Source organism: Parathalassolituus penaei (assembly GCF_026626885.1).
Classification (GTDB): Bacteria; Pseudomonadota; Gammaproteobacteria; order Pseudomonadales; family Oceanobacteraceae; genus Oceanobacter; species Oceanobacter penaei.
Genome location: NZ_JAPNOA010000059.1, coordinates 75957 through 89325, shown reverse-complemented (window position 1 = coordinate 89325; position 13369 = coordinate 75957). Strand labels below are relative to the sequence as shown.

The window sequence follows — 13369 nt, the reverse complement described above, 5'->3', positions numbered from 1 at the left end:
ACCGTAACGATCAGAACTGCAGCCTGGAGGCTTCATGAACCATATTTCCCTGAGCGACTTCAAATGGGGCTGGATCTTCCGCCACCGTGAGTTGCCGGTAGATTCGGAATCCCTGCTGCTGATTCGCCCGCTCGACAAGGCATCGGCCAACCGCTTCTGGCAAACCCAGATCAGCAAGGAAGCCACCCACGCCAACCACTTCATGAACGATGACTGGCCTTCCCGCAAACAGCTGTGGAGCGAACGTTTCAACTGGCAAAACAGCTGGGATGCCGATGCCACGGCGTTACCGGAAGAACTGGCCGCCCACTGCAGCTGGGAAAATAACGTCACCGTGTTTTTTGCCTGGGACGTTGATCATGTGGTGGAAACTCGCTGGGACGTGTTCAGCCGTTATTGGAAAAATTTCCTGTTCTACGATGACGAGCCGTTTTTGCTGGGACGCGGTCGTAACCAGGTTGTGCGCTTCCATTCGGATGGCACTTTCCAGACCGCAGTGAAACCGGCAGGCAAATAAAAAATAATACCAATTGCGGGCTATACGCAAATGCTATTCCAGTGCGAATGCTGGTGTTTCTGCTTATCATCGTTCTTATAGAAAAAGGCCCGAAAGGGCTTTTTTTTATTTATATCGCAGAATATTTAAGTGCATGAAAAGGCGAAGGTTTTGTCGCAAATGCGACATCTGTTGATAGTGTTTATCAGTACAGAAAAATAGCATTTTTTTACTTGCGACCCTTATATCCTGCTCTTAGACTATTTGTCTGAATTTACTCTGGAGCAAGGGTATGAAAGGCGATAACAAGGTCATTGAGTATCTGAATCAGGTACTGACCATAGAACTGACGTCCATCAATCAGTATTTTCTGCACGCCCGCATGTACAAGAACTGGGGGCTGCATGAGCTGAACGAGAAGTCCTACAAGAAATCCATCAAGGATATGAAACAGGCCGATGAGCTGATTGAGCGTGTCCTGTTGCTGGAAGGCCTGCCGAACCTGCAAAAGCTGAATCGTCTGCGCATTGGCGAGCACACTGAAGAGATGATCCAGTGTGACGTTGACCAGATTGAAGAACAGTTGGAGCTGGTCAAGGAGGCCATCGCTTACTGTGAGTCGGTACGCGACTACGTCAGCCGTGAGATTCTGGAAGAAATTCTGGAATACGAAGAGGAATATCTCGACTGGCTGGAAAGCCAACAGTATCTGATTGCCAATACCGGTATTCAGAATTACCTGCAGTCCATGATCGGGGAGGATTAATCCATGCAAGGCAATCAACAGGTTATTGAAAAGCTGAATGAGCTGCTGGCCGGTGAGCTGAGCGCCATGGATCAGTATTTTGTTCACTCCCGTATGTATCAGGACTGGGCGCTGAACAAGCTGTATGAGCGTATCAACCACGAATTTGATGACGAAAAAGAACACGCTGCAGCACTGATCGAACGCATCCTGTTCCTCGGTGGCTTGCCGGATATGGTGACTCGTGTACCAATCAAGGTTGGTCAGGATGTTCCATCCATGCTGCAGAATGATCTCGACCTTGAATACAAGGTGGTGACCGATCTGCGTGAAGTCATGGCTCTGTGTGAATCCGTACGTGATTACGTCACCCGCGATATTCTGCTGAAAATGCTGGATGACACTGAAGAAGATCATGCGCACTGGCTGGAACAACAGCTGGGACTGATCCAGCGCATTGGCCTGCCAAACTATTTGCAGAGCCAGATGTAATATTCCGCGATAGCAGCGAAACAGAGGCTATGGTTATCTGAAAAATAAGCCCGTCTTTGACGGGCTTATTTTTTGGTTTGCATCGGCTTTGCCAGTGCACTCTGTCAGGTGGCTGTGTTTAAATACGCGTTAATATCGTCTGTTAACAGTGGAGTTCGTTATGCCCGTCCGGGCCTCCTCACTGCTTGCCTCTATCTCCATTCCTCTGCTTCTCAGTGCTTGTACCAGTTGGCCAAGTCAGGAGCATCGTGATGTGACCCTTGAAGAAATTGACGCTTTGCTGAAAAAAAATCAGCCGGTGGTTAATCTCAGCTGTCCGGAGCCAGCCTCTGACACAGCACAAGCGGCTTATCGCGAGCAGAGCTTGCAAAAGCTGGATGAAATTTCCCAGAAGCTGGCTACCAACAAACCTGCTGCCCCTCAGGTCGTCAAGACCGTGGTCAGTCGTGACTGTCCTGCGGTGCAGGCACCAGTCGCCAATGAGCTCAACGGTCGTGTAATCATCGGTGAAACCGAGTGGATCTGGCTGGCGCCTCCTGGGCACCACTATAAGGCTCGTGTCGATAGTGGTGCGGCCACCTCTTCTCTGAGCGCGAAGGAAATCACCGAGTTTGAGCGTAACGGCAAACCATGGGTACGTTTTATTCTGCAGCATGACGATGAAGTCACTACCCCGTTCCCGGTTGAAGCGCCAATCGCCCGTTACATCAAGATTCGCCAGGCATCTGCCGATGGTCTCGACCGTCGTCCGGTGGTGCGTCTGCGTGTGAATCTGGGGCCAAACTTGCAGCAGGATGCCGAGTTCTCCCTGACTGACCGTTCTGACATGACTTATCCGATCCTGCTGGGACGCGAGTTCCTGCGTGACATTACCCTGATTGATGTGGGCAAGCAGTTCCTGCACCCGAAATACCGCCCTGAGCAGACGGAAGAACGCACTCAATGAAACGTCCGGTTCCCTATTATTTTGTGATCTGCACCCTGATCCTGATTGGTGCTGGTCTGATCCTGCACCGTCACTGGGTCTATGAAATTCCGCTGACGCCGGGTGAATCCCAGACCATCTGGTCGCTGGAAGCCAAGGTGCAGTTTATGGCCAATGGTGAGCCTGTACGTGCCAGTCTGGCGCGGCCGAGCAACCAGCCAGGCTTTATGGTGTTGCGTGACAGTGGTGCTTCTCCGGGTTATGGCCTGAATTTTATTGATGCACCGGCGCCAATGGCTGAGTGGACCATTCGTCAGGCCAATGGCATGCAGATGCTGTTTTATCGTGTTGAAGTACTGCAGTCGGAAAACAGTGGTGACCTGCCGCCGGAAGCTCCTCCAGTGCTGCAGACCCATGAATGGAAAGAGCCGTTTGCCAGTGCCGTTCGTGTGATTCTGGATCGTGTGTATTCCACTTCCGCGGATCACTTCAGCCTGACCCGTGAACTGCTGAAGGCCTTTGCAGCCGAACCGGCGGAACAGAACGTCGAGCTGCTGATGAACGAATTTGGCAACGATCGTCCGGAGCAGCTGGCTTATATGCTCAACAAGGCCGGTGTTCCGGCACGAGTGGTATATGGTCTTTATCTGCAGGATGGTCGTCGTCAGCAAGATCTGACTCCTCTGATCCGGGTATGGCAGGGTGACAAGAGTCAGGTATTCCCGATTCCTGGCTATAGCCCCAACCTGGTCGGAACGGAAGACATGGGCCCTCTGCTGCTGTGGGAGCAGCGTGGTGCGCCAGTGCTGGATGTAATGGGTGCACGGGATTCTCAGGTTCGTTTCTCCATGATCCGTCGTGAAGAATCCACCTATGCAACCGTGGCCAATACCCTGTCCAGCCAGTACAACCTGTTCAACTTCTCGATTCACAGCCTGCCGGTTGAAGAACAGGCCATGTTCAAGACCATTCTGCTGTTGCCGATTGGTGCTCTGGTGGTGTGTTTCCTGCGGATTCTGGTGGGTCTGAAAACCTCCGGTACCTTTATGCCAGTTCTGATTGCGCTGGCGTTTATCCAGACATCGCTGGTTACCGGTCTGATTGGTTTCCTGCTGGTGGTTGCTGCCGGTCTGGTGCTGCGCAGTTATCTGTCGAAGATGAACCTGCTATTGGTCGCCAGGATCACCTCGGTCATTATCTGTGTGGTGGCGATTATCGGTGTGTTCAGCGTGCTGTCGTACAAGTTTGGTCTGACGGAAGGTCTGAAAATTACCTTCTTCCCGATGATCATCCTGTCCTGGACAGTTGAGCGTATGTCGATCCTGTGGGAAGAAGAAGGCCCGCGCGAAGTGGTTACCCAGGTGGGTGGCAGCTTGCTGACCGCCGTTCTGGCTTACTGGGCCATGAACAACCCATGGGTTCGTCACCTGACCTTCAACTTTATCGGTATCCAGTTTGTGATTCTGGGTCTGGTGCTGTTGCTGGGTTCTTATACCGGTTATCGCCTGCTGGAGCTGAAACGCTTTGTCGCTTTTACCCGTTAAGTTGAGTGAACTGCCGGCACTGGCGCTGGACTGGGCAACCCGTCCATGGCGCCTGCACAAGGCCGGGATTCTGGGCATGAATGCCCGTAACCGCCTGTATATCTCCGGATATAACCCGCGTCACCTCTATCCGCTGGTGGATAACAAGGTGAAAACCAAGCTGCTGGCGCAGGAAGCTGAAATTACTGTGCCGCAGCTGATCGCGACGATTGATTCCCAACATGCCACGGCGCGTCTGGAAGAGATCATTCGTGAGCGTGATTCCTTTGTGATCAAGCCTGCCAAAGGCTCGGGTGGTAAAGGGATTGTGGTGATTGCCGGTCGTAACGAGGAAGGCTGGGTCAAGGCCAACGGTCAGACCGTGGATCTGGAATACCTGATGCGCCACGTCTCCAACATTCTGGCGGGTCTGTACAGTCTCGGCGGAGCGATGGACGTGGTAATCATTGAAGAGCGCATCGATTTCGACCAGTCGTTGTCGGCGTTTTCCTTTGAGGGTGTTCCGGATATCCGTGTGATTGTGTGTCGCGGTTACCCGGTGATGGCCATGACCCGTCTGGCGACCCGGGCATCCGATGGTAAGGCTAACCTGCACCAGGGTGCGGTGGGGTTGGGTCTCGATCTGGCTACCGGGCGTGCATTAAAGGCAGTGCAGTTTGGTCTGCCGGTTGAGTATCACCCGGATACCGGACAGCGTCTGGATGAGCTGGTGATTCCATACTGGCAGGAACTGCTGGTGCTGGCGGCGCGTTGTTACGAAGTGACAGGTCTCGGATACCTCGGTACCGACATCGTAATCGACCGTGATAAAGGCCCGATGTTGCTGGAACTGAACGCCCGCCCGGGCTTGTCGATCCAGTTGGCTAACGGCTCAGGCCTGGTGCCACGTTTGCGTCGTATCGACGCGTTGAGTGAGTCCGACACGCGCATCCCTGCGCACCGTCGGGTTCTGCGCAGTCAGGAGTGGTTTGGCGTTCGTCCGGACGCCTGATCAACCATTGAGGATTTCCTCGAATCCGGATTCAAGATCCTTGCACTCGGCCAGATCGTTGCGAATGCGGCGAATATCGAGGCCGATACGGGTTGCGATCCGGATCGGGAATTTCTCGATCAATTCTTCTTCGGTCCAGTCGTCGACATGGGCCTTGTGCAGGAATTTGGCGATATAGATCAGGCCAGCCATCGGGGTGTACGCATCACCGTTGGCCGGGTTGTCCTGTTGCTGGATGGCTTCCTGCAGTTCTTCCGGAAATTTCCAGCGTTTTGCCAGTTCGGCGCCAACGTCCGCAGATGTGAATCCGAGTACGGCGGTTTCGGCGCTGTGGCGAGTGCCACCCAGTCGTACTGAATCTTCAATGCTGCCAGCCTGTTCAGGAATAACCATCAGGATCAGCAGGGTTCCGATGGAGTGCATCATGCCGCAGGTAAAGGCCATTTCCTTGTCACAGTCCGGCATATAGGCCGCCAGCCACTTGGCCAGTGATGCGACGGCAAATGAATCTTTCCAGAAGGCTTTCTGGTCGAACCCTGGGGTCTTGATGGCTGATGTCACGCCCGATGCCAGCACCATGGTACGAAGTGTGCCGAAGCCCAGCATCACGACAGCATCCTGAGGTTTGGCAATGGTTCGTGATAATCCGTAGTGCGCTGAGTTGGCCAGACGTAACACCTTGGCGGTCAGAGCCTGATCCAGCGCCACTTTTTTACTGATCTGATCGATATTGGCATTTTCGTCTCGAAAGGTTTCGATCAGCTCCTGAACAACCTTGGGTATGTGCGGCAGTTGTCGGGATTCCGCAAAAATGGCAGCCATGTTCATTGTGGTCACTTCCTCTGCTGGTGAGTCATTTAAGAATAGGACAAGCCACAAAAAGCGTCGGAAAGAATCTGTTCTCAGGCAGTCGGTTTGGTAGTATCTGGATTCTTTCGATTGGGGGCGGGCTTATGGCAAATATCGGTTTTATCGGCATGGGCCTGATGGGCGTTCCCATGTCATCACGTCTGGCGGCTGCCGGGCATCAGGTTCGGGTCTGGAATCGTAATTCCGACAAGTGTTTGCCTGCGGTCAAGGCCGGTTGTTTGCAGGCTGGCACAATTGTTGAGTTGGCCCAGCAAAGTGATCTTGTCATCATTTGTATCAGTAATGCTGACGCCGTTTCCGAGGTAGTATTGTCGGCTGACGGACTGTGTTCGATCGGCGATGGCAGCGGCAAGCTGGTAATCGATTGCTCCAGTATTGACCCTCAGACGACTCGCGACCTGGCGGCTACCTTGCGTGAACGCACCGGTATGGGCTGGGTTGACGCACCGGTTTCCGGTGGTGTTGCGGGAGCGGAACAGGGGACATTGGCGATGATGGCGGGTGGTGAAGCCGATGATATCGAACGTATTCGTCCGATCATGATGGCGCTGGCACAACGTCTGACCCATATGGGGCCAGTGGGGGCCGGGCAAACCACTAAAATTGCCAATCAGATGCTGGTCAGCTGCAACGTTCTGGTCATGGCGGAAGTCATGGCGCTTGCCAGTCGAGCCGGAGTGGATGCGGCGCGGATTCCGGAGGCACTGAAAGGTGGCTTTGCTGATTCCATTCCATTGCAACTAACCGGGCCACGTATGGCCAATGATGAATTTGACCCCGTCAAATGGCATGTCCGCACCCTGCTCAAGGATCTGGATATGGCTAATGAACTGGCTCGCCGTCAGGGATCTGCGGTTCCCATGGCGGGCCTTGGGGCTGAACTGATGCGACAGCATGCATCGCGAGGGTATGCCGAATCGGATCCGGCAACCCTCATCCGGCTTTATAGGGAGTGATTCCGGTGAAACTGAGCGCCAACCTGTCGATGTTGTACACGGAGCTGCCATTCCTGAAGCGTTTTACTGCAGCTCGCCGCGATGGCTTCCGTGCGGTCGAGATCCAGTTTCCATACGACACCCCGATTGCGGATATTCGTCGTGCCCTGATGGATAACGACCAGCGTTGTGTTCTGATTAACGTACCCGCCGGTGATCTTATGGACGGCGGTGAAGGTCTGGCTTCGGTGCCGCGCAAGACGGCGGAATATGCAGCGGCGGTGGTGGAGTGCCTGGCGTACGCCCGTGGTCTGAATGTGCCATCCGTCAATGTGTTGCCTGGCCGTTGCTTCCAGCCGGAACGTCGCGAGGAATACCTTGCGACCTTCAAGAAAAATCTGGTGGTTACTGCTAACAGTCTGGCGCCATTTGGTATCACCACCACCTTTGAAGCCATCAATCGCTTTGATATGCCGGATTTCCTGCTCAGTACCGGGCGCGAAATGCTGGCGATTATGGCGGAGCTTGAACACCCATCCATCAAGGCCCAGTTCGATATCTATCATATGGCGCGGATGGGAGTGGATGTGCCGGGTTTCCTCAAGCGTCATGCCCGTCGTATTGGCCATATCCAGTTTGCTGACATGCCGGGACGTAACGAACCGGGTACTGGCCGTCTGCGTTTTCGTGAGATTTTTGGCGTGATCGCCGCCAGTGACTACGAAGGTTGGGTCGGTGCTGAATATCGCCCATCCATGGCAACACCGGCCACCATGGGCTGGCTGCGGGAATTACAGGAGTGGCATCCACAAGCGCTGGAAGCCTGATCCTGGTTTACTCATCAAACAAGCCAAACTGGCTGTTGGCTCCGGGGCTGTGGCGTTTGTCAGCCGGAATGGGGTCGGGCAGTGGTTCTGCTGGCATGCTTGTGTCGGCTGCTGCGGTTAGCGCGGCTGGCTGGTTTTCAAACAGGTCGGGTTGTGGTGCTGGCTGGTAAATAGCCGTGACGTCTTCGACACCGGCTTCGCTTTGCTGGCGAGTGGCCAAAACTTTTAATCGGCGTTTTTCACACAAATTCACCACCAGTTGTTTCTGGTAGGTACTGAATTCATTCCAGTGGAAACGCTCTTCCCGGTTGCGGAAACAGCCTTTGCAATATCCCCGATTGTTCACGGTGCAGATACCGCGACAGGGGCTTTTGATATCGAAGAGTTCGCCTTGGTCTATCATGCCGTGGCTATGCTCCTGATTGAGCGGGCTTACAACCCTCAGCAGCGATGGCCGCGTCGGGTTGTAATGGGCCAGCAGATCTTGGCTGGTAACACTTCAGTGGCAACACAAAAGAGTAACCGGAAGATTCCGGGGCCTTGGTCGAAAGGAGACCAGAAGTTACAGCGGGGTAACGTTCTCAGCCTGTGGGCCTTTCTGACCTTGGGTCACTTCCATAGTAACCTTCTGACCTTCGTGCAGAGTGCGACGACCGCCAGAGCTGTTGATCGCGCTGTAGTGTACGAATACGTCTTTACCGGACTCCTGCTCAATGAATCCGAATCCTTTCTCATCGTTGAACCACTTAACAGTGCCCTGAACTTGTTCTGCCATTTGTATTTCCTGAATTTGAGTTGGCCGAAGCCAATATAAAGCGATTTCTGCTGGCACTGCTGAACTGGCCGGATTTCGGAAAGTGCGAACAATGCCGGTATTGACCAGTATTCTGCACACTTCTAGGGTGAAAACGGAGCACTCGCCAATAGAACCCGAATGACAGGTTCTCGACCATAGTAGCCTACTCGGCGCAGTGCACCAAGGACTGTTGAAAAATATATAGCCCGACTTGTGACAAACCTTGCACGGATCAATTCTGGCCCACTGATGCTGTCAGGAGTCTCAGTGTTGGCCTGGCTCAAAGGTACTGACACTCTGGTTTCGACGGATCTGGCGGATTTGTTGTTGGGTCTGCCAATACCAGAATCCGGCCAGCATGGCGGCGCTTAACGACTGCCAGATCACCAATGTCGATGGCACCAGGCTGGCATCGAGACCTGATATCTGATTCGCGAGTGCAGCCGTCTGCAGTGCGGCCTGTAAGCCGGTCTGAAGGCTGACGGTACGTTGTTCGGCGATGGTCATTCCCTTGTGACGACAAATCAGGAACGCAGCACCAAGCCCTGTCAGGTTCAGCAGGATGACGGCCAGCCATACCGATACGGGAACGACACTAACCATATCGACCAGACTTGCCGTCTGAATCGCCATCATCGCCAATAACAGGCTGATCACCGCAGCGGGCATATAACTGTGCAAACGTTGACGGATATCTGGTAACCAGTACTGGCAAAACATTCCGCTGACCAATACCAACACGGGCAACAGGGTTGCTATCAGCAGGGCTGACGGCTGCAGCTCAACGGTGAGTCCGGTGCTGAATGGAATCAGCCACGGCGAGATGATGATTCCCCACAAGTTGCCGAGGACTGTGATGGCGATGGCCAGTGCGAGGTCGCCGCTGGCAAGAAAGACAAATGCCGGAGCCAGCAAGCTGGCGCTGGCCGTAGCGGTGAGCAACAGGCCGACCTGATAACTATTGGTTAGCGGAATCGCCAGTGACAACAACCAGCCGCTGAGAGGCATCAGGATAAATTGCAGAACAACACCGATAGCCATTCGCTCAGGCTTGCGTAACACCCGTTGGAAATCCTGCAGGCGCAGATTCAGGCCCAGAATAAACATCAGGATCAGCAGCAGTGTGGGCGTACTGTATTCCCACGCAAGCAGCGCATCAGGAGTAAGCCAGGCCAGTATTGTGAAAGCCAGCGCCAGCAGGGGAAAAAGAAGTTGCAGGGATATCATGACGTCCTCCAGAGCGGACGTCAGTTATACCCAATGAATTGGCAGGCTGGCAAATACCGGCCTGCCGAAGAGTTATTCAGCCTGCCCCAGGCGGGACGTCAGAGCTGGGTAATCGGGATCAGGCGAGCATCGCGTTGGCGGCTATAAAAACGAATGCTGAACAGCACGCCACCAATAAAAACGACACAACCAATTACCCACAGCAGTGATGACAGCGGGTGAGAAGGCAAGCTGCCGAGTTGATATACGATTACCGCCGAGCAGTACGCCAGCCCAGTACTCCAGCCTGCTACAAACAACATCCAGCGCAGACCTGCTTCACGGGTCATTGCACCCAGAGTGGCAACACAAGGGGTGTAAAGCAGTACAAACACCAGGTAAGAGAACGCTGCCAGTTTGCTACCAAACAGGTTTTCCATCACCGAGAAGGTACTGCCGTGTACTCCCTGTTCTTCTTCCTGATTGGAGCCGACCAGACTCAGGCCCAGAGGGTCGAGCAGGTTATTGGCTACATCCATCACGTTGGTCGGAATCGTCGCGGCTGCTTCCAGCAGACTGCCAAACAGATCGTATTCAGCATCTTCCGCTGGCTCCGGGCTGTAAAGAGCATCCAGTGTACCCACCACAGCTTCCTTGGCGAAAATACCGGTGATGATACCCACGGTGGCTGGCCAGTTATCTTCCTTGACGCCCAAAGGTCCGAGCAGCGGAGTGGCGACACGGGCAATGCTCGACAGTACTGACTTGTCATTGTTTTCGTTGCCGAACGAGCCGTCAGTACCAAACGAGTTGAGGAAGCTCAGGATGGTTACCACCACAATGATGGTTTTACCGGCGCGCAGCGAGAAACTCTGCAGGCGTTCCCAGGTTTTGATCAGAATGCCTTTGACGGTTGGAATATGGTACGCCGGCAGCTCCATCACAAACGGTGTCAATTCCGGCTTGAACAGGGTGTTCTTGAGGGCCAGGCCCGTTACCAGAGCCATCAGGATGCCGAGCAAATACAGTGAAAACACCATCAGTGCGCCGCCATCACTGAAAAACGCTGCTGCAAACAGTGCAAATACCGACAAGCGTGCACCGCATGACATAAAGGGTGCCATGGATATGGTGAGCAGGCGGTCTTTATGGGTATCCATGGTACGTGCTGCCATTACCGCTGGAACGTTACAACCAAAACCGACAATCAATGGTACAAAGGATTTACCCGGCAATCCGACGGCTCGCATCAGACGATCCATTACGAAAGCCGCCCGGGCCATATAACCTGAGTCTTCAATAATCGACAGAAACAGATACAGGCCACCAATGACCGGAATAAAGGTCGCGACCAGCTGGACACCACCACCCAGACCGTCGGCCAGCAGGGTAATGAGCCATTCGGGTGAGTTGACGGCTTGCAGCAGATGGCGGGTACCTTCAACAAATACGGCGTTAAATGAGATATCGAAGAAATCGATAAATGCACCGCCGAAGTTGATGGCAAATGTGAACATCAGATACATGATCAACAGGAAAAAGGGAATGCCAAGCCAGCGATTCAGGACCCAGTCATCAATACGCTCACTCAATGTACGTTCATTTTGTGAGCGGGTAATGGCTTGTTGCAGTACTTTCTGAATACAACGATAACGACCATTGGCAATCAGGACATCAATCGGCTGATTATGTTGTTGTTCAAGGTCGCGTGACAATTGTGAGGCTTTAGAGCGAGCTGCTGCCCGATATTCAGCCCCCATTTGCATGAATGCGCTGTCATCACCTTCGAGAGCACGGCTTGCCGTCCAGCGAATATTGGGAATGTTATTGCCACAATAGGCCAGTAATTGTTCGGTAGCGATGTGAATGTCGTCTTCCGGTTTCCACATAGGGGTGGCAACTGCCGGATGTTCGAGCTGGTGTGCCAGTACTCGACATAATTCTTCAATACCAGTACCGGCTGCCGCCACAATAGGCACTACCGGTACACCAAGAAGATTGGAGAGTTGTTGGGTATCAACATGAATTCCTTCACGTTCGGCAACATCGAGCATATTGACGGCACAAACGATCGGCACACCCATATCGAGTAACTGTGAACTGAGAAACAGGTTTCGTTCGAGGTTGCTGCCATCGAGGATATTAATGATGACATCGGCTTCACCGGAGAGAGCGAATTCGCGGGCAATTTTCTCATCCATCGACAAATCGTCATTCTGGCTGTCGAGGGCATAAGTTCCCGGTAGGTCAATCAACTTGTGGGGTGTTCCACGCAGATTGAGCACGCCTTCCTTTCGTTCCACGGTAACGCCAGGCCAGTTCCCCACCTTCTGGCGAGCGCCAGTCAGTTGGTTAAACAGGGTGGTTTTACCGCAATTCGGGTTACCGATCAGGCCGATAATACATTCCTTCACGCCAATACCTCCACGTGGAGAGTAGCGGCTTCCTGCTTGCGTAGGCTCACAGAGGCGCCCCGCATCTGGATTTGCATGGGATCTCCCAGAGGTGCCAGTCGGCGGACTTCAACCACCACGCCCGGAATCACTCCGAGAGCCAGTAACTTGCGGCGAAAATGCGATTCAGTCGCCGAAAACCCGGTAATGCGAGCTTGTTGCCCGACGGCAACCTGATCCAGGGTGGTTGTCTGCATGGATGGTTTGGGTCCAGTTAGAGGATAACGATCAGATGATAATGTTTATCATTTAAGCAAGCAAGTGATCCTTGTCATTCTTCTGTCATGTCGGATAAAAAACGGTGCACAACAAATGGCCTGCTATATTCATATGGAGCGTTGGACAAATAATACGGCCGGTATATTATGGTCTGTAGTTTTTTTCTCAGGGTAAGTCTATACTTGCCACATCAATTAACCTGAATAGATAGTAAGCACGACATACCGTATGGTGAAAAGTTCCCGGTAACCTGCGTTGTAGTGCTTCTCCATCTGAAGCTATTTATTCTGTCAGCCTTTGCAGAGGTAAAACGTGAGCATCCTGGACCAAGATATCGATAAACAAATTCAGCAACACCAGCAACGTATCCTTGAGCTGGAGCAGCTGAAAAAAGACCACGAAAAGAAACTGGAAGGTCTGAAAGAATTCGATCTGGCGATCAAGCGTCTGTGCAACCAGAATAGCCTGACCGAAGCGGAACTGTATGTTTCCCGCTCCGAACAGATCGAAGCCTGGCTGGTTGAAATGTCCCGTCAGGAAAGCCCGTCCAGCATTTATAACAACCTGAAAAAGCATTTCGACCGCGCTCAGGCTCGTGGTGGCAAGCGTGAAAAGAAAAGCACCTTGCCAAAACCGAAACTGGCTGTAGGCGTATACCGTAATCCGGCTACTCAGGAGAAAGTTGAAAAGATCAAGCGTAACCCACGTCAGCTCGATCAGTGGATCGCTGAATACGGTTTCGAAACAGTTCGTACCTGGAAAGAGTAATTGCGACAGGGTTTGATCTTTAAACGATCAGATCGGCAAGTCTCAAAAAAAACGGCAACCCTCTGGTTGCCGTTTTTTTATACAAATCTGTTGCTGTTTGTT

15 protein-coding genes are annotated in these 13369 nt (G+C 53.0%); 9 read left to right on the top strand and 6 right to left on the bottom strand.

From position 1 onward, the window contains the following. Positions 1-34 precede the first annotated feature (34 nt). From OUO13_RS18570 to OUO13_RS18545, 6 genes are all read left to right on the top strand, one after another. Positions 35-517, top strand: coding sequence for a DUF2947 family protein (locus tag OUO13_RS18570; protein WP_283175402.1), 483 nt, complete (start codon positions 35-37; stop codon positions 515-517). Between the two features lie 271 nt (positions 518-788). After that, the gene (gene bfr, locus OUO13_RS18565; protein WP_283175401.1) at positions 789-1262 is read left to right on the top strand and encodes a bacterioferritin; all 474 of its coding nucleotides are present in this window, start codon (positions 789-791) and stop codon (positions 1260-1262) included. Positions 1263-1265: 3 nt separating this feature from the next. After that, on the top strand, positions 1266-1733 hold the full coding sequence (gene bfr / locus OUO13_RS18560) for a bacterioferritin (protein WP_283175400.1): 468 nt from the start codon (positions 1266-1268) through the stop codon (positions 1731-1733). Between the two features lie 253 nt (positions 1734-1986). Continuing rightward, entirely contained in the window at positions 1987-2679 is a 693-nt protein-coding gene (locus OUO13_RS18555) for an ATP-dependent zinc protease family protein (RefSeq protein WP_283175399.1), read from the top strand. After that, on the top strand, positions 2676-4202 hold the full coding sequence (locus tag OUO13_RS18550; protein ID WP_283175398.1) for an inactive transglutaminase family protein: 1527 nt from the start codon (positions 2676-2678) through the stop codon (positions 4200-4202). Before OUO13_RS18555 ends, OUO13_RS18550 begins: the two co-directional genes overlap by 4 nt. After that, positions 4183-5193, top strand: a complete 1011-nt coding sequence (locus OUO13_RS18545; protein ID WP_428982363.1) for an alpha-L-glutamate ligase-like protein — start codon at positions 4183-4185, stop codon at positions 5191-5193. Before OUO13_RS18550 ends, OUO13_RS18545 begins: the two co-directional genes overlap by 20 nt. Here OUO13_RS18545 and OUO13_RS18540 read toward each other — a convergent pair whose 3' ends face one another. Beyond that, a complete protein-coding gene (locus OUO13_RS18540) occupies positions 5194-6021 on the bottom strand; it encodes an HDOD domain-containing protein (protein WP_283175397.1) in 828 nt (275 codons plus the stop codon). A 125-nt stretch (positions 6022-6146) separates the two neighbouring features. Between OUO13_RS18540 and OUO13_RS18535 the strand changes: the two genes are divergently transcribed. Next, positions 6147-7019, top strand: coding sequence for an NAD(P)-dependent oxidoreductase (locus OUO13_RS18535; protein ID WP_283175396.1), 873 nt, complete (start codon positions 6147-6149; stop codon positions 7017-7019). A 5-nt stretch (positions 7020-7024) separates the two neighbouring features. After that, positions 7025-7825 carry a hydroxypyruvate isomerase family protein gene (locus OUO13_RS18530; protein ID WP_283175395.1) on the top strand — a complete coding sequence of 267 codons (801 nt, stop codon included), beginning with the start codon at positions 7025-7027 and terminating at the stop codon, positions 7823-7825. 7 nt (positions 7826-7832) lie between these two features. Here the strand turns inward: OUO13_RS18530 and OUO13_RS18525 are convergent, their stop codons facing one another. From OUO13_RS18525 to OUO13_RS18505, 5 genes are all read right to left on the bottom strand, one after another. After that, positions 7833-8228, bottom strand: coding sequence for a DUF1289 domain-containing protein (locus OUO13_RS18525; protein WP_283175394.1), 396 nt, complete (start codon positions 8226-8228; stop codon positions 7833-7835). A 159-nt stretch (positions 8229-8387) separates the two neighbouring features. Continuing rightward, positions 8388-8600 carry a cold-shock protein gene (locus tag OUO13_RS18520; protein WP_283175393.1) on the bottom strand — a complete coding sequence of 71 codons (213 nt, stop codon included), beginning with the start codon at positions 8598-8600 and terminating at the stop codon, positions 8388-8390. Between the two features lie 285 nt (positions 8601-8885). Beyond that, positions 8886-9848, bottom strand: a complete 963-nt coding sequence (locus OUO13_RS18515) for a bile acid:sodium symporter family protein (RefSeq protein WP_283175392.1) — start codon at positions 9846-9848, stop codon at positions 8886-8888. Between the two features lie 98 nt (positions 9849-9946). Then, positions 9947-12241, bottom strand: a complete 2295-nt coding sequence (gene feoB, locus OUO13_RS18510; protein WP_283175391.1) for a Fe(2+) transporter permease subunit FeoB — start codon at positions 12239-12241, stop codon at positions 9947-9949. Next, complete coding sequence (locus tag OUO13_RS18505; protein ID WP_283175390.1) at positions 12238-12477, bottom strand: FeoA family protein; 240 nt, start codon at positions 12475-12477, stop codon at positions 12238-12240. Before OUO13_RS18505 ends, feoB begins: the two co-directional genes overlap by 4 nt. A 334-nt stretch (positions 12478-12811) precedes the next feature. Between OUO13_RS18505 and OUO13_RS18500 the strand changes: the two genes are divergently transcribed. Further along, the gene (locus tag OUO13_RS18500; RefSeq protein WP_283175389.1) at positions 12812-13267 is read left to right on the top strand and encodes a hypothetical protein; all 456 of its coding nucleotides are present in this window, start codon (positions 12812-12814) and stop codon (positions 13265-13267) included. Positions 13268-13369 lie beyond the last annotated feature (102 nt).